This window comes from Staphylococcus simulans (assembly GCF_002902285.1).
Taxonomy (GTDB): domain Bacteria; phylum Bacillota; class Bacilli; order Staphylococcales; family Staphylococcaceae; genus Staphylococcus; species Staphylococcus simulans.
The window spans coordinates 35252-51564 of record NZ_PPRU01000055.1 but is presented as its reverse complement, the minus strand read 5'-3'; the positions used below and the strand labels follow the sequence as shown (position 1 = coordinate 51564).

At 35.7% G+C, this 16313-nt stretch carries 15 protein-coding genes; 9 read left to right on the top strand and 6 right to left on the bottom strand.

Annotation, left to right across the window (positions count from 1 at the left end; genetic code table 11):
• Positions 1-441 precede the first annotated feature (441 nt).
• Both CD112_RS13655 and CD112_RS12085 read left to right on the top strand, forming a co-directional pair.
• Complete coding sequence (locus tag CD112_RS13655) at positions 442-603, top strand: hypothetical protein (protein ID WP_159081720.1); 162 nt, start codon at positions 442-444, stop codon at positions 601-603.
• A gap of 140 nt (positions 604-743) precedes the next feature.
• Positions 744-1670, top strand: coding sequence for a DMT family transporter (locus CD112_RS12085; RefSeq protein WP_061055132.1), 927 nt, complete (start codon positions 744-746; stop codon positions 1668-1670).
• 97 nt (positions 1671-1767) lie between these two features.
• On the opposite strand, the gene yidC is transcribed toward CD112_RS12085, so the two are convergent.
• Positions 1768-2622, bottom strand: coding sequence for a membrane protein insertase YidC (gene yidC / locus CD112_RS12080; protein WP_103364397.1), 855 nt, complete (start codon positions 2620-2622; stop codon positions 1768-1770).
• Between the two features lie 225 nt (positions 2623-2847).
• Complete coding sequence (locus tag CD112_RS12075) at positions 2848-3417, bottom strand: hypothetical protein (RefSeq protein WP_103364396.1); 570 nt, start codon at positions 3415-3417, stop codon at positions 2848-2850.
• Positions 3418-3714: 297 nt separating this feature from the next.
• Between CD112_RS12075 and CD112_RS12070 the strand changes: the two genes are divergently transcribed.
• A complete protein-coding gene (locus CD112_RS12070; RefSeq protein ID WP_103364395.1) occupies positions 3715-4638 on the top strand; it encodes an osmoprotectant ABC transporter substrate-binding protein in 924 nt (307 codons plus the stop codon).
• Positions 4639-4887: 249 nt separating this feature from the next.
• Here the strand turns inward: CD112_RS12070 and CD112_RS12065 are convergent, their stop codons facing one another.
• On the bottom strand, positions 4888-6447 hold the full coding sequence (locus CD112_RS12065) for a BCCT family transporter (RefSeq protein WP_060804083.1): 1560 nt from the start codon (positions 6445-6447) through the stop codon (positions 4888-4890).
• 724 nt (positions 6448-7171) lie between these two features.
• On the opposite strand from CD112_RS12065, the gene tenA reads away from it, so the two are divergent.
• The 3 genes from tenA to CD112_RS12050 all read left to right on the top strand — a co-directional run bounded on the left by tenA (position 7172) and on the right by CD112_RS12050 (position 9680).
• A complete protein-coding gene (tenA, locus tag CD112_RS12060; protein ID WP_002480059.1) occupies positions 7172-7855 on the top strand; it encodes a thiaminase II in 684 nt (227 codons plus the stop codon).
• Between the two features lie 67 nt (positions 7856-7922).
• Positions 7923-8663, top strand: a complete 741-nt coding sequence (locus CD112_RS12055; protein WP_103364394.1) for an acetoacetate decarboxylase — start codon at positions 7923-7925, stop codon at positions 8661-8663.
• 156 nt (positions 8664-8819) lie between these two features.
• Positions 8820-9680 (top strand): YdeJ family lipoprotein, encoded by an 861-nt coding sequence (locus tag CD112_RS12050; RefSeq protein ID WP_103364393.1) that lies wholly within the window; start codon positions 8820-8822, stop codon positions 9678-9680.
• Between the two features lie 65 nt (positions 9681-9745).
• Here the strand turns inward: CD112_RS12050 and CD112_RS12045 are convergent, their stop codons facing one another.
• Together CD112_RS12045 and CD112_RS12040 are read right to left on the bottom strand one after the other, a co-directional pair.
• Positions 9746-9946 carry a hypothetical protein gene (locus CD112_RS12045; RefSeq protein ID WP_103364392.1) on the bottom strand — a complete coding sequence of 67 codons (201 nt, stop codon included), beginning with the start codon at positions 9944-9946 and terminating at the stop codon, positions 9746-9748.
• Positions 9947-10166: 220 nt separating this feature from the next.
• A complete protein-coding gene (locus tag CD112_RS12040) occupies positions 10167-11291 on the bottom strand; it encodes a hypothetical protein (RefSeq protein ID WP_103364391.1) in 1125 nt (374 codons plus the stop codon).
• 175 nt (positions 11292-11466) lie between these two features.
• Here CD112_RS12040 and CD112_RS12035 point away from each other — a divergent pair, with 175 nt between their 5' ends.
• Positions 11467-11658 carry a hypothetical protein gene (locus tag CD112_RS12035; protein WP_002480054.1) on the top strand — a complete coding sequence of 64 codons (192 nt, stop codon included), beginning with the start codon at positions 11467-11469 and terminating at the stop codon, positions 11656-11658.
• Between the two features lie 103 nt (positions 11659-11761).
• Here the strand turns inward: CD112_RS12035 and CD112_RS12030 are convergent, their stop codons facing one another.
• Positions 11762-12466 (bottom strand): SDR family oxidoreductase, encoded by a 705-nt coding sequence (locus CD112_RS12030; protein WP_002480053.1) that lies wholly within the window; start codon positions 12464-12466, stop codon positions 11762-11764.
• Between the two features lie 334 nt (positions 12467-12800).
• On the opposite strand from CD112_RS12030, the gene CD112_RS12025 reads away from it, so the two are divergent.
• Both CD112_RS12025 and CD112_RS12020 read left to right on the top strand, forming a co-directional pair.
• Positions 12801-14399, top strand: a complete 1599-nt coding sequence (locus CD112_RS12025; RefSeq protein WP_002480052.1) for an FMN-binding glutamate synthase family protein — start codon at positions 12801-12803, stop codon at positions 14397-14399.
• 296 nt (positions 14400-14695) lie between these two features.
• Positions 14696-16156, top strand: a complete 1461-nt coding sequence (locus CD112_RS12020; protein ID WP_103364390.1) for an MDR family MFS transporter — start codon at positions 14696-14698, stop codon at positions 16154-16156.
• Positions 16157-16313: the final 157 nt, after the last annotated feature.

The following is a 16313-nucleotide window of genomic DNA, read 5'->3' as shown; positions in this document are numbered from 1 at the left end:
ATTTATCTCTCATTTACGTTTTAAGAGCCAATAAAGAATTTTGGATACAAAACTATATAAATATCTTACGAAACTTCAAAATTTCCCTTAAAATTAAAAATAAAAGCATTGAAAGTTTTTGTTAGTCTTGCGATAAACTTTGTTAAAAAGAATGGAGATATATTCATGAAATTTAGAGAAGCCTTAGAGAATTTTTTATCTAGTAAGTATGTCTATGTAGTCTTGGTAATTTTAGTTATCTATCAAATTTTTATGTTGTTCAAATAAAAAATCTTTAAGAGAAACAGCATGCACAAAAATAAATCAAGCTTTTATGCCGAGAAAATTTATTGATCAATGAGAAGAACCCTTAACTAAACTTGTAGACGAATGTCGGCATAGCGTGAGCTATTAAGCCGACCATTCGACAAGTTTTGGGTTTGTTAAGGGTTCAGAGGCTCGTTGTCAATAAAGCAATTGGAATTAAGTAATAAAAAACGTGTCTTAATGGGTGTTTTACTTGTTATAGGAGGCGTACTAAACTTTATTTTCATTGGTTTATTCGGAATTTTATCTGGTATTTTAATACTTGTTGCAGGTATTTTAGCATTAGTAAGTAAATAAGAAGAATGATTGGGAGCTGCCGCATCGGCAGCTTTTTTAATTGTTGGAAAAATAGACAATTGAAGATTTCACAACAGAGATTTCTAATAGGTTTGAGTTATGCTATACTATTTTAATCATTGTAGGAAAGAAGGGCGCGCATGCTGTTTTTATTTTTACTGGGTTTAGTTGCAGGGATGGTGGTTCCTGTACAAACTTCTATTAATACAAAACTAATACGCTATACACATTCATCATTCTATTCTTCAGCAATCTCATTTTCAGTCGGCGCTCTATTTTTATTCATTGTAAACTTGATTATTGCACCTGGTCACTTCACATTAAGTTTCTTTTCTGGTCAATCGTTTAATTATACGTGGTTCGTTGGAGGACTATTAGGTGTCTTATTCTTAACAGGAAATCTATTACTGTTTCCAAGGCTAGGTGCGTCATTGACAGTCATTATAACCATTGCTGGTCAAATCATTATGGGTGTGATGATTGATACCTTTGGTTGGTTAGGAGCTAAAATAGAACCATTCACATTCTTAAAGCTGATTGGTGTTTTATTGTTATTTATTGGCATCATTGTGATGAATTATGTTAAACATCAACCTAAAGAAGAAAAAGCTAATAAAGTCTTACCATGGTTAGTCATAGGATTTATCTTTGGGTTTGCACCACCGATTCAAACTGCGATCAATAGTCAGTTGGGACAACAAGTACATAGTTCGTTATTTGCGTCATTAATTTCATTCTCTGTAGGGGCAATCGCATTAATTATCATTACAGCGTTTGTAAATCGTTCATTTAAATTATCAACTTATGAACCAGAAGTAGGTAAAATCAAACCAGTTTATTTTATTGGTGGGGTACTTGGTGTGGTATTTGTCACAGCGAATATTGTTTTAATGCCACATTTAGGTGCTGCATTGACGACTATTGTCGGCATGCTGGGTCAAATGTTAATGGGTGTCATAATTGATCACTTCGGCATTTTAGGTGCGAAGAAAAACAAGATTAATGTACGTAAGATTTTAGGAATCATATGTATCTTCATAGGCATCGTCTTACTAAGATTTTTCTAATTCATATTAAAAAGAACGTTTTTACGACAGATAGAAACGTTCTTTTTGTTATATAAATATAGCCCAGGAAATAACTTCCCGGGCCAATTCATCATGCTTATTTTTTCTTATTCTTCTTAGAAATGACTTTCGTGTTTTTAGGTTTATCTTCTTTCTTCTCTTGTTCGCGCTTAATACGTGCTACTTCTTCATCCGCAACTTTACTGTAGTATCTGTTCGCAAAGAACATTTGAACAATCATAAAGATGGCACTGACTGACCAATAAAGACCTAATGCCGCAGCTGAAGTGAATGAGATATAAATGATGAAGATAGGTGAGATAATCATCATCATGTAACCCATTTGACGCTGTTCTTTCGGCATATTTTCAATGCTGACAAGTGATTGTAAGAAGTAAAGGGCACCGGCGATGATTGTAATCCAAACATCAGGTTCTGTCAGTTTGAACCATAAGAAGTGAGGATGATCTGTGATACCGCCATGTGAAGGCCATTTTAATGAGACATATAAACTAAAGAGTACAGGCATTTGAATTAAGATTGGCAGACAGCCAAGCATACTCTTCATTGGATTCATGTCGTACTTTTTATAAACAGCCATTAATTCTTGTTGCGCTTCCATTTTTTCTTCTTGTGTACGTGCACGTTTAACTTTTTCTTGTACTTCTTTCATCTCGGGTTTCGCAATATCCATAACCTTACGCATGATTTGACCGTTCTTAGTTTGGCTTAACATAAACGGCAACATAACTAAGCGAATGGCTAATACAATAACGATAATTGCGAGACCATAGTTATCGTTTAAATTATGACCAAGCCAATGTAGTAAATTGTCCATTGGTTTTGCGAAAGTATTAAAGAAGAAACCATTGCGGTTTTCACTCTTTGAATAATCGCAACCTGCGAGCAGTACTGTAGATAACGTCAATAACAGTATGTATTTTATTTTCATCTTTCTCTGCCTTTCTCTTTTTTATTGAAAATAATTAAGCATCGTATCGAAGTCATTGAAAAAGCAACCGCTTAACAAGGGTTGCGAAAAAAGGACAACAATTGCTTATACACTTACAAGATACAATCCTAACATAGAACCTGTATCGATTAAAGAAGAGAAAAGATAAAACAACACAGCTAAAAACAATACAATAAACAATGGCAAAACAAAGTGACAAATTAACTAATCTGCTGCTTTTTCATCTTTCAACGTATTGATAGAAATAGACCATAAAACGATATTTAAGATCATCACAATAAATAATGCGACAACTGTATATAGAAAATCAAAAGTTATAGGCAACGGCAAGGTTTCAAACAACACATAATAAACTAACCCGCCAATAATGACCTGCCCCGCAATGTTTAAGAGCTTTCCAATATTAGATTCAACAAATTGAAGTAATAAAGAGGGCAAAGATAACACACTAAAAACAACATAACTAACGAGTGTTATTTCTCCTAAAGCTATCGCAGACGTATCAGTTAAATTTGAAAGTGTAACTGAATCTAAAAATTTTATCGCAGCGATAAACGCAAAGATAAAAATAATGAAGCCAATTACTTCTCCAATAAGTAGTGCCAAAAATGAGCTGACAATATTCTTTTCTGGTTTCTCAAAGCGCTCATAAATATATTCAATGACAAAATTCAATAGTATCGAAACAACAACCAAGATAATAAAGACAGTCGGAAGTTTACCTGTAAATAACTGACTTAAGAATTCTACACCGAAATCCCAATAAACTTTCATGATTTTAAGCTCCTCTTTCTCTTTATGTAATGAGTATATAGATAAAATACAATAAAAATCAACTGTCATTTTATAATTTTTAAATTAAAAAAGAGGGTATGTCTAGATTGATTAAATGATGAAGAATGTTGTGAGGACAAGAGATAAAGTGCCTGGGTTAGTCTAACGTTTGTGTGAGGTTAGACTGAAGTTAGGGTAGAAATGGTATGCCATGCACAAAAAATGTATGTGTTATAATGTGTAGTGGTTAATTGTGAAAATAAAATGATTATAAAAGAAATTAATGTGGGGGTTGTAATGAAAAAGTTTAAATATTTAATGGGGATAGTTTTAACAAGTGTCCTTATACTTGCTGGATGTGGGTTACCTGGCTTAGATGGCGGTCCAGGTAAAAACGTTAAGATTACTGCACTCGCAACAAGTGAATCGCAAATTATGGCACATATGATTCGCCTACAAATTGAACATGATACGAAAGGGAAAGTAAAACCAACCATTATTAACAACTTAGGCTCAGCTACTATTCAACATAACGCCTTATTGAACGGAGATGCGCAAATTTCTTCTACGCGTTATACAGGTACAGATTTAGTAGGAGCGTTAAATCAACAACCTATTACTGATACCAAGAAGGCTATGGATGTTGTTCAAAAAGGCTTTACGAAACAATATGATCAAACGTTCTTTGATACGTATGGCTTTGAAAATACTTTCGCATTTATGGCTACTCAAGAAGTGGCTGACAAGTATCATCTTGAAACAGTTTCTGATTTAAAGAAACATAAAGACGCGTTGCGTTTAGGTACAGATTCTACTTGGATTAAACGTGCTGGCGATGGTTACCCGGCTTTCACTAAAGCCTATGGGTTTAAATTTAAAAGTATCCGACCTATGCAAATCGGCTTAGTATATGATGCTTTAAAAAATAATAAATTAGATGTGGCTCTAGGTTATACTACAGATGGCCGTATTTCAGCTTATAACTTGAAAGTATTAAAAGATGACCGTAAATTCTTCCCGCCATATGACGCAAGTCCGCTTGCGAAGAACGACTTCCTAAGAAAGAACCCTAAAATTAAACATTCATTAGAAAAACTTCAAGGCAAGGTCTCTACGAAAACAATGCAAGAGTTAAATTATCAATCAGACGGCAAACAACAAGAGCCAGCCGTAGTCGCAGAAAGGTTCCTCAAAAAACACAACTATTTCGAAAATAAATAGTTATCAATTTGTCTTGTGTTAGGACCATGTTATACTTACAAAAAATTGGAGGTAGATTATGGCTAAAATTAACCAAAGACAAGTGAGACAAATTGTGCGTTTAGTCACACGTATTGTACGTCAGATCATGCGTTCTAGAAATAATAAACGTTATTAATATAAAGAAGCAGCACTTTCTCAAATTAGAAGAGAAGGTGCTGCTTTTGTTTATCCTTAAATTGAAGCGTATGGATACGCATGTAGTTAAATTTATGAGCGATCTTCTGATGAGTGTCTCTTAGATGCGGCATGTAAAATCTTAGTATGTTCTTCATTAGGTGAGAGTGTTAATCCTAACGCTTTACGCTCTCTATTCGCATCTTTATAGAATGAAAGCGTCATTAAGATAACGACCACACTGAATGGTAAGGCTGAGATAATCGCCGCAGATTGTAGGGCGTCTAATCCTGTTTCGCCTCCGGCAAGCAGTAATACATACGCAATCGCAGAAAGCGCAAGTCCCCATACAATTTTTACGAATCCTGCTGGACGTAATGTACCAAATGCCGTCTGCATACCTAAAACGAATGTTGCTGAATCGGCAGAAGTAATAAAGAATGATCCGATTAATGCGAGTGCGATAATGGATAAGACACTGCCTATCGGCAATTCATTAAAGATACCGAATAATTGTGTTTCAGGTGGCATTTTAAAGATTTCAGTATGTTCTTGTCCAACACTAATACCTGTTAAACCGAATACGCTGAACCAAAAAATACTGACGATTGTCGGCACTAGTAAGACTGCCATAACGAATTCTCTGATAGAGCGTCCTTTAGAGATACGGGCGATAAAGATACCGACGAACGGACTCCAACTCATCCACCAGCCCCAATAATAAACTGTCCATGTCTGCATCCAGTCATGTTTTTGTTGGTTTAATGGTGCAGTGTCTAAACTGTTAAAGATTAAAGTGTTTAAGTAATCACCAGTCGCAGAAGTCATCATGTCTAAGATGAGTAAAGTTGGACCAATGACTAATAAAATCGCAAAGAGAATCGCAGCTAAAATCATATTCAAGTTACTTAAATATTGAATTCCTTTGCTTAAACCACTCCATGCACTGTATAAGAAGAGTACAGTTACGACTGCGATAATAATACCTTGAACTAACTTGTTATTTGGAATACCAAATAAATAATTCAAGCCACCATTGATCTGCATCGCGCCAACACCAAGTGATACCGCTACACCGATAATTGTCGCAAATACTGCTAAAACATCGACAATGGTACCTGGTAAACCGTCCACACGTTTACCTAAAAGTGGTCGTAATGTTTTAGAAATAAGACCGACTTCGCCTTTTCTGAATTGGAAATAAGCGAGTGATAACGCTACGATGCCGTAAACGGCCCAAGGGTGAAAGCCATAGTGTAAGAAACTCGCACGTAACGAATCTGCAAGTGCTGCTTTCGTTTCTGCAGAAGCTGTAGGAGGAGTTAAATAATGTGATACAGGCTCAGAAGCCCCATAGAATACTAAGCCAATCCCCATACCAGCACTAAATAACATTGTTAACCAAGAGATTGTATGGAACTCAGGTTTGTCTGTAGGTTTACCTAGCTTTAATTTGCCGATCGGACTAAAAACTAAGAAAATACAGAAAACCAATATGAAAGAAAAGACGAGCATATAATACCAACCGAAAGTTTCTGTAATCCACGCCCCAAGTGCACCAGAAACCTTGCCGAATTGGTTAGGGAAAATTGCGCCGATTAATACTAATAAACCTACAAGTATAGACGCATAAGTAAATACGGGTGAAAACATCTTGTTTGTCTCTTTATGAGTCGTCTTCAAAACTGCAACATCCTTTCTGATTTGAGTATTGAAAAAAAGCAAAGACGGTATTTATGCTATCATACCTAGGAAATAATTCAACTTCTTGAAAATCGTAGCTTAAAAAGTGAAAAAATCATTGTAAATTCAAAAAAGGGGTATTTTTTGAATTTATATCCAACTTAGGGTGGGGTAAAATAAAAAAACTGATATATAAGAAAAAAGAAGGTGAAGGTGTATTATAAAAATTTGAAAAAATATTTTACATGCTTGGGGAACAAAATTTAGAAAATGAATATCAAAATCGACAAGAAGCATTTACAACGTTTTTAACAAATATTGAAATTCATCCCATTAGAGACCAAAAACAATGTCAGACTGTAAGCTATTCATTGTTTATTTGTATGAGCAAAGCTTTAGCACATAAAATGGAAGATGTTCTTTTAAATTCAAATAAAATATTAAAACTATCACACAATGGAGGTGATAGTGATGCTAGATGTTGTGGTTGCATTGGTTAAACAAATGATTGCGCAATTTATTTCAGGTGGCAAACAAGATGTTAAATTATCATGCTTTATTCAGCATGATAATTGAATGCGTCGACTTGTGTTTAGAAACAAGCCGGCGTATTTTTGTATATTGTGTCGATATAGGTTAGATTAAAGATAAGCAGTAAAAATATTGAATCAAATCTAATTAGGAGGAACTTGTAGTGACACAATTATTTACAGATCGTTTATATGAACGCGTTGAGCCAATTTGGGCATCTTATATGGAACATCCATTTATTAAAGGGTTAGCTGACGGCTCTTTGGATGAAGAGAAATTCAAACATTGGTTGAAACAAGATTATATTTATTTAATTGAGTATTCTCGTTTATTTGCGATTGGTGCCGCGAAAGCCATTGATTTAGATATGATGTCGACGTATGCACAATTATTAGATGGCACAATGAATACAGAAATGAACTTGCATCGTGGTTATGCGAAGGAATTTGGTATTAGTGAAGCGGAATTAGAAGCTACTGAACCTGCAGAAACGACAACCGCTTATACAAGTTATATGTTGAATATGGCGCAAATCGGCGGCGTAGAAAATGTGATTGCCGCAATTTTAACTTGTACATGGAGTTACAACTATATTGGTTTGAAATTGGCAGAACAAGATGCTGCGAAAGACCATCCATTATATCGAAAATGGGTAGATATGTATTCATCTGAGGAATTTACGCAATTTAAGAAAGACTGTGTTGAACTGATGAATAAAGTGACAGAAGGACGCTCAGAAGCGGACTTAAAACGACTAGAAGATATTGTCGTACGCACAAGTTATTATGAATATAAATTCTGGGATATGGCAGAAAACTTAAGCACTTGGGATGTGCCGGTAAAATAGAATGATTGAAGATTCAAGTTGTTGCCTTTAAGCTTAGGTAAGCAAAGTATATTGAGGAGGCAAAGAATTGAATAAAAAAGAACTCATGAACTTAGCTTCAACACCTGTGAATGCACCGACATATTCAAGAGTGGATGTTCATTTCAGAAATAGAGAATTTTTAAACATTGTGTATCGCACGGATATTGAGAAACTAAAGGAAGTCGTACCTGAACCGCTAAAAGTGACAAGTGACTTAATCAAATTTGAAGTCATTGATATGCCGGATAGTACAGGACTTGGTTCATATACAGAATGCGGACAAGTGATTCCAGTAGAATACAATGGAGAAGAAGGCGAGTTCTACTTATCCATGTATTTAAACAATCAACCTGCGATTGCGTTAGGCAGAGAACTTTCAACATTTCCTAAGAAATACGGAGAACCAAGATTATATGTCGATAACGATACATTAGTAGGTACATTAGATTATCATTCATTACGCGTCGCACAAGCAACAATGACCTATAAATACCATCCGATTGAAACAGAAGAAGCGAAACAACTTATTACCAAACCAAGCTTCATGTTGAAACAATTGCCAAATTACGATGGGACACCAAGAATACTTGAAATGACACGTTCTCAAATTTCAGATATTCAAATTAAAGAAGCATTCCGTGGTGATGCGCGTCTACAACTATTTGAACATGTGAATGCGCCGCTCGCAGATTTCCCGGTCAAAGAAATTGTCGATGCACAACATATTTTGGCAGACTTAAGACTCGGCCGACCGGAAGTCATTCATGATTATTTAAAAGGATCATAAGTATTTTAGGAGAAACAAGCTTTGATGTTTGTTTCTCTTTTTTTAAACAAATAGACAGAATATGTCTTTTTTGTAAAGAATGAATACAGTTGTATTCCACTCAGGTATACTAAATATTAAGTATGATAGTCATTATAAAGAGAGAGTAGGGACATAATGAACAAAATTAAATATTTAGGTACTGGACTCTTAGCAGCGTCGTTATTATTAACTGCTTGTGGACAAAAAGAAGAAACACAAACATCATCTGAACAAGAAAAAACAGAACATCAATCAGAAGAACAATCTACACATGAAGATCATCAAAAAAGTGAAGAAAACAACGAGAAACATTTAGGTTCAAAAGCATCTGAATCTAAACACAATGCATTTAGTCACTTGAATCCGAATAGTGATGAATATCTTGCGCGTGTATGGTTAGCCGCATTACCAAGCTATCGAAGCGCAAATCCGGCAGATATCTCTATTAGTCATGATGATTTGTCAGGAAAGATTATGTATGGACCAGGGTCGATTAGATATGAACAAGGTGTTCAAAGTTTGTTAGGTACACCTACTGCCGCGGGATATGTTGTTTATAAAAATAACGGAGATGGTACGATTACGATTTATCCTGTACCGAGTCATTTCCAAGATCATCGTTGGCAAGAAGAAGATTATAGTCGCGAGGAATCTCAACGTATTATGAATAGCGGAGAAGTGGTACCGTTGTATGATGGGAATGAAGAAGCGGTGCGTCTAGTTGAAAGTTATATTGGTGCGACACCACCTGGAATTGATGAGGATGATGAAGAGTCAGAAGAAACGGTGACACGTGAAAATGTGATTGATAAAGTTGAAGAATATGAAGGTCATCAATTAGATACAAGCCGTTATACTTTCAAAGAACCAGAACGTCGTGATGATGGGGGTTGGGGCTTCTCAATTTTAGACAAACAAGGTAATTTAGTCGGTTCATATATCATTGATTCAGACGGTGATGTGACAAAATATGATGAACATGGCGACGAAGTTTAATATATTGAATAAGAACTTGATTCGACAGCTTTCATGTGTTGAATCAAGTTCTTTTATCGTTAATATTATGCTTCACTTTGTTTATTTGATACATAGTCATAAAGTTTAATAATTGTTTTGAATTTCGCATCTTCGAGCTTTGTTTTCTTATTTCTTAAATCTTGAACAGTTTGATAGGGAACACCTGAAGCTTTTGAGATTTTATAGCCGCTTTCAGCTTCAAATAATTTTTCAATATCTTCTTTAATTTGTTTGATGACTGTCATAGTTAAGCTCCTTTTATTTTTTTGTGTCGCGCTTTGAATGTAAGTGTAATTCTACTTACTTCACTGACAGTGTATCACGATATAATGCGTTATCCAATTGAAATTATAAAGTAAAAGGTTGAATAAAGTGTAAGGTTTGAGTTGAAAAATACCCTATAAAGTTTGTACTTTTCAGTATTGGCTTTATAAGGTATTTATGATTGCATTACCTTGTATCGCTTTATCTTCGGTATTGATTGAAATCAATGACATTACCAGAAGATTTATGATTTTGTTCTTGTGTTTTTGTTTGAGGTTTACTGTGCAGTTCTTCTAAGAACTGATCTAACTCTTCTTGAGATGTGACTTTACCATCTATAATCGCATTCATAACTTTCGCATCGTCACTATCTTGGTTTAAGTCGAACATTTCTTTAAACATTTCACGCATGTCTTCATCTTTGCCCGCTTCCACAAACGCAGAAATCGCAGTATCGATATCTTCATCTTCATTAATCGGCAGGCTATTCAATTTTTGATATTTTTCAATTTCTTCTAATAACTCACGATCTGCTTCATCAAGGAAGTCTAATGGATTCAAATCATTCTCTTCGAAGTAGTCCTCTAAATCTTCAAAGATATCCATCGGCATATAAAGTATTTCATAGTCATCTTGCACTTGAATGAAGAAAGTTTTCACACTTAAGGCATCAAGATGCGTGTAAGGAATAACGTTGCTTTCTTCAGCGATAAAGTAAGCAATTAAACTCAATTCTTTTTGCGTGAGACGTTTGAACATTAATGAAGTTTTGTTTGTAAATTTATCTTGAATTAAATCAACGATGTCACTTTTGCTTCCTTTAGAAAAGCCGGTAATTTTAAATTCACGACAGATTTGTTTTAATTCTTCAGTATTGTATCTCTCTAGTAAGTCAGCAAGTTGGAAATCTTCATAATCTCTACGTGCTTGTGTTATTTCACGCATTTCATGAATGGCTTCTTCTTCATCGTCATCTAATGGTGGAATAGAGTCATATTTATGGTTGAGTACGTGGCTATTGAAGTTGTTTAAAAACTCAGTTTCTACAAAATAAGAGTTTTTCTCAATTTCATAAACGAAATCTGTTCTTCTTAATATTTTTAATTCATCGGCTTTGTCTTCTGAAATGATTGTGACTTCAGGATGATACTTCAAGATAGATTCTAAGACTTGTCTTTCTTTTAACGTCGTATACTTTCCATAATCCGTACAGATTTCTTGAACAGACATTTTCTCTGCATCATCTATTTTATAATCAGCATTATGGAATTCGATGGCTTCGGCTAATTCGATATATTTATGTTTTTGTTCTTCCAAGTAATTCATGTGCGTCACCCCGTGCATTGTAAGATTGTATTATATCTATTCTATACCAATGTTTCCCTTAAAACGAATATTTTAAAGATTAAATGGATTGATCTTTAATTATAGAAATTCTACATAGGATTCAACACCAAGTTGTGATACATTAAACTAAATAACAATGTGAAGGAGTACCGCAATGGATACGACAGCTTTGATTTATGTCATTATTATTTTTATCAGCTTTATCGTCACAAACATGATTTCGAATCGCTTCATTAAAAACCGTTCTAATACAGGTTTATACTTGTTAAAACGTGTCGGTATTTTCATGGGTGTATATCTGGTCTTATTTAGTATTTATTTTATCTTGTTCAAACCGGAAATTTAAAGTAAAGGTATGCGTTGAATACAGATCCAACTTATATGTTTATATATGTAAAAAGTCAGGCGTGTTGCCTGACTTTCATTGTTTAAAGCTGTTTAGTTGTATATTAAACAGGGCGTACTGTAATTTCATTCACATTAACATGACTAGGTTGTGTTAACGCATAGACTACCGCATTTGCGATATCTTTAGGTTCTAACATTTTACGTGAACCCCAATCTGTATCACTAGTCATAGCTGTGTCGACCATACCTGGTGAAATGCTGGTAGAACGAATGCCTGTTTTTGCGAGTTCTTTTTCTAAACCTTGTGTAATCGCATGGACAGCTGCTTTTGTGGCGCTGTATAACGCGCTTGATTTTGTCACTTCAAAGCCCGAAATTGAAGCGATGTTAACGATATGACCGCTTTGCTGTTGTTGGAAGTGCGGCATGACCGCATTGATTGCGTATAATGTACCTTTAAGGTTTACATCAATCATATCGTCCCAAGCTTGTACTTCACCTTCTGTAATCGCAGACGATTTCATTTGACCTGCGCTGTTGACTAAAATATCGACTTTCCCGAATTCTTCTACAGCTTGTTGTACTGCACGATCAATATCTTCACGGTTTGTGACATCAGCGCTGATAATTTCATAGTTTTTTGCGCCTGCTTTACGCAATTCAGTTGAAACTTGGTCTAGTTTCTTTTCATCACGAGCAACAAGCACTACAGTTGCACCTTCATTTGAAAGCTTTAAGGCAATGCCTTTCCCGATACCGCTGCTTGCGCCTGTAATGACTGCCACTTTCTTATTCAATTCTGTCATAAGTAAATCCGCCTTTCTCTCTCTTATTTACACTTATATTGTTTTATTCCCTTTTTCTACTTAAGGTAAAGATAATAGCCGACATCTTCAGTATATACAAGGCGACTTATGAATGCGAAAATTGAAGCAAAATGATAGAATATTAACGGCTTTTCTCATCCTTTCAGCAATATTGCATCAAAAATGTAAACGTTTTCTAAATGACTGATGAAACACGACGGAATTTGGTATACAATGGGATTACATTTAAAATTTAGTGCAATTTCAGCAGAGTGGGCTGCTGGGAATTGAAGTAATACATGATAAGCAGAGAAATAGAGAGAGGGGAACTATAATGTTATTGCTTACGATTCTTCAATTCATTATCAACATCTTAATTGCGCTTGTCGTAATAGGACTGTTGGTGACTGGATTAGTATTGTTATTTAGAGATAAACGGCAACAACAACACAGTGTGTTGCGTAACTATCCTGTGTTGGCACGTGTACGTTATTTCTTCGAAAAGATCGGACCAGAGTTGCGTCAATATTTATTCTCAGAGGACACGAAAGGGAAACCATTTTCACGTAGTCAATATACAGACATCGTGAAAGCTGGTAAATACAAATCACGCATGACGAGCTTCGGAACGCAGACAGATTATGAAACAGGCTTCTTTATTCAAAACACGATGTTTCCAAAACAAGCAACGGAAATGCGTATTGATCAATCGACTTTAATTTCAACGTTTGTCTATAAGGTTGATAACGAACGCTTATTTGATCGAGAAGAACATCGAGACCCTGAAAAGGTTGACCCTTATTATCTGTCAGATGAGGATGCGATTGTTTTAGGAGAAGATTTAAAATATCCATATAAAGTGAAACGTTTAGTCGGACAATCTGGTATGAGTTACGGTGCACTAGGTAAAAATGCGATTACCGCATTATCTATGGGATTAGGACGTGCAGGTACATGGATGAATACCGGTGAAGGCGGCTTATCTGACCACCATCGTAAAGGCGGCGGCGATATTATCTTCCAAATCGGACCCGGTTTATTCGGTGTACGTAAAGCTAATGGTGAGTTTGACTTAGAGAAGTTTAAACAAAAGGCAGCTATCGACCAAGTGAAAGCCTTTGAAGTGAAGTTAGCACAAGGGGCTAAAACACGTGGTGGTCATATGGAAGGTGCGAAGGTAACAGAAGAAATTGCGAAAATCAGAAGTGTTGAACCTGGTAAAACGATTAATTCACCGAATCGCTTTGAATTCATTCATAATTACGATGATTTATTAGATTGGATTATGGATTTGAAAGAAGCGGCACAAAAACCAGTAGGCTTCAAGATTGTGGTGAGTCATGTCGACGAAATTGAAGCCTTAGTCAGAACGATGAAACAACGTCAACAATATCCAAGCTTCATCACAATTGATGGTGGTGAAGGGGGTACAGGTGCGACGTATCAAGAATTACAAGATAGCGTCGGCTTACCATTATTCACAGCCTTACCGATTGTGACAGGCATGTTAGAGAAATATGGTATTCGCGATAAAATGAAAATCTTCGCATCAGGTAAATTGGTGACTCCTGATAAAATTGCGATTGCGCTCGGTCTCGGTGCAGACTTAGTCAATGTCGCACGCGGTATGATGATCAGTGTCGGCTGTATTATGAGTCAACAATGCCACTTAAACACATGTCCAGTCGGTGTGGCGACGACAAACCCTAAATTAGAACGTGGTTTGTTTGTGAACGAAAAGAACTATCGTGTCACAAACTACATCACAAGTTTACATGAAGGATTATTCAACTTAGCAGCGGCTGTCGGTGTCGAAAGTCCGACAGAAATTACACAAGATCATTTAATCCTTAAAAATCCGAACGGCAACTTACAGTCGATTTATGATTATAAATTAAAATTAGTCGATACAAATCAAAAAGTATCTGTATAAATGTTATTCAAGCTCTCACTTTGATGCGTGAGAGCTTTTTTTAATGTCTATAATTAGTTGTTGATGTCGAGTTAAGCTACAAAACACCCATGATGTAGATAGAATAGCTGGTTTTGGTGTGGGATAATTTTCAATGCGACATTCATCAAGTATAAGTAAACAGTTCATTTAAGCGCTGTGTTTTTACGCACATTTAAACAACAATTAAATGTAATTCAACTTTAGTGTGGTATGATTTAGTGCGTTATAAACATAGGTTGAGAAAATAGAGGAAGAAAAGGAAGAGGAGATGAAGTATGACACTCAAAACCAAATTATGGATGATTTTTACGATGCTGCTTGGCGGGTTCTTTGGAATTTTGAATGAAACCTTACTTGCGACAGCGTTACCAAGTATTATGAAAGATTTTAATATTGAATATACACAAGTTCAGTGGCTGACAACAGGATTCTTACTGACAAACGGTATTGTGATTCCATTGTCAGCGATGGTAATTCAGCGCTTTAGTACACGACAAGTGTTCCTGACATCCATTTTAATCTTTTTAGCAGGTACACTGGTTGCGGGCTTTAGTCCGAACTTCACTGTATTATTAATTGCGCGTATTATACAAGCACTAGGTTCAGGTATTATGATGCCGTTAATGATGACAACGATTTTAGATGTCTTTGAACCTCAAGAACGTGGTAAATATATGGGGATTTTCGGTTTAGTGATTGGCTTAGCACCGGCCATTGGTCCAACGTTATCAGGATATATAGTTGAGTATTCACACTGGCGTTCATTATTCCACGTAGTAACACCGATTGCGGCAATCACATTCCTAATGAGTTTTAAACTTATTAAGAACGTAGGTACGACAAGTAAAGTACCAATTGATATTTTATCTATTGCCTTATCTGTTGTAGGGTTTGGCGGATTATTATATGGTACAAGTTCTATCGCACGTGACGGTTGGGATGACCCGGTTGTTCTAACAACGATTATTGGCGGCATTGTGTTAGTGGTACTCTTTATCATCAGACAATTACGTTTAGAGACACCATTGCTGGATTTCAGAGTGTTTAAACAAGGTCAATTTGCGGTCGGCATTGTTATTATGGCCTTTACAATGATTGCGATGATTGGTTCTGAAACGGTATTACCGATCTTTATTCAAAATATTATGGGCAAACCTGCTTTAGAATCTGGCTTAGCGTTATTACCAGGTGCGATTGTGATGGGGATTATGTCTGTAGTATCAGGTATCCTTTATGAGAAATTCGGCGCTAAAATTTTAGCCTTTATCGGTATGGGTATCGTGGTTGTGACGACAACTTATTTCGTCTTTATGGACGCTAAAACATCGTTAGTAATGTTAACAACAGTGTATGCGATTCGTATGATCGGTATTGCGTTAGGTTTAATGCCATTAATGACACATACGATGAACGAATTACCGCAGAAAATGAATGCGCATGGTTCTTCTATGACGAACACTATGCAACAAATTTCAGCTTCTATCGGTACAGCAATCCTCTTTACAATTATGAGTCACTTCGCGAAAATCTTTAAACCAGATATGGCAGATTATCAAGGACTTAAACCAGAAGTGATGCAAGCGCAAATTGCACAAGATGCGATGTTGAACGGATATCACGCAGCATTCTGGTTCACAGTAATCATTGCGGTTATCGCATTCTTAAGTGTGTTCTTATTAAAAAGCCAAAAGAAAGTGAAACATCCTAACACTCAAGAACAAAATACAACTGCATAATACGAAGTCACTAAATAAAAATCAGCATCTCCGCTATGGAAGTGCTGATTTTTTCTGTTCTAAAATTCTTTTAAAGCAGCTGAAAAACATGGTCATGATAGTGTGGGTAACAGGTGTACAATTGAATGTTCTTTAACACATGATTACGTATTTTTGA

Bases quoted from the DNA above. Each gene is read 5' to 3' on its own strand.
- CD112_RS12085 (WP_061055132.1), top strand. From the start codon at position 744: ATGCTGTTTTTATTTTTACTGGGTTTAGTTGCAGGGATGGTGGTTCCT.
- yidC (WP_103364397.1), bottom strand. From the start codon at position 2,622: ATGAAAATAAAATACATACTGTTATTGACGTTATCTACAGTACTGCTC.
- CD112_RS12075 (WP_103364396.1), bottom strand. From the start codon at position 3,417: ATGAAAGTTTATTGGGATTTCGGTGTAGAATTCTTAAGTCAGTTATTT.
- CD112_RS12070 (WP_103364395.1), top strand. From the start codon at position 3,715: ATGAAAAAGTTTAAATATTTAATGGGGATAGTTTTAACAAGTGTCCTT.
- CD112_RS12065 (WP_060804083.1), bottom strand. From the start codon at position 6,447: ATGTTTTCACCCGTATTTACTTATGCGTCTATACTTGTAGGTTTATTA.
- CD112_RS12050 (WP_103364393.1), top strand. From the start codon at position 8,820: ATGAACAAAATTAAATATTTAGGTACTGGACTCTTAGCAGCGTCGTTA.
- CD112_RS12045 (WP_103364392.1), bottom strand. From the start codon at position 9,946: ATGACAGTCATCAAACAAATTAAAGAAGATATTGAAAAATTATTTGAA.
- CD112_RS12040 (WP_103364391.1), bottom strand. From the start codon at position 11,291: ATGAATTACTTGGAAGAACAAAAACATAAATATATCGAATTAGCCGAA.
- CD112_RS12035 (WP_002480054.1), top strand. From the start codon at position 11,467: ATGGATACGACAGCTTTGATTTATGTCATTATTATTTTTATCAGCTTT.
- CD112_RS12030 (WP_002480053.1), bottom strand. From the start codon at position 12,466: ATGACAGAATTGAATAAGAAAGTGGCAGTCATTACAGGCGCAAGCAGC.
- CD112_RS12025 (WP_002480052.1), top strand. From the start codon at position 12,801: ATGTTATTGCTTACGATTCTTCAATTCATTATCAACATCTTAATTGCG.
- CD112_RS12020 (WP_103364390.1), top strand. From the start codon at position 14,696: ATGACACTCAAAACCAAATTATGGATGATTTTTACGATGCTGCTTGGC.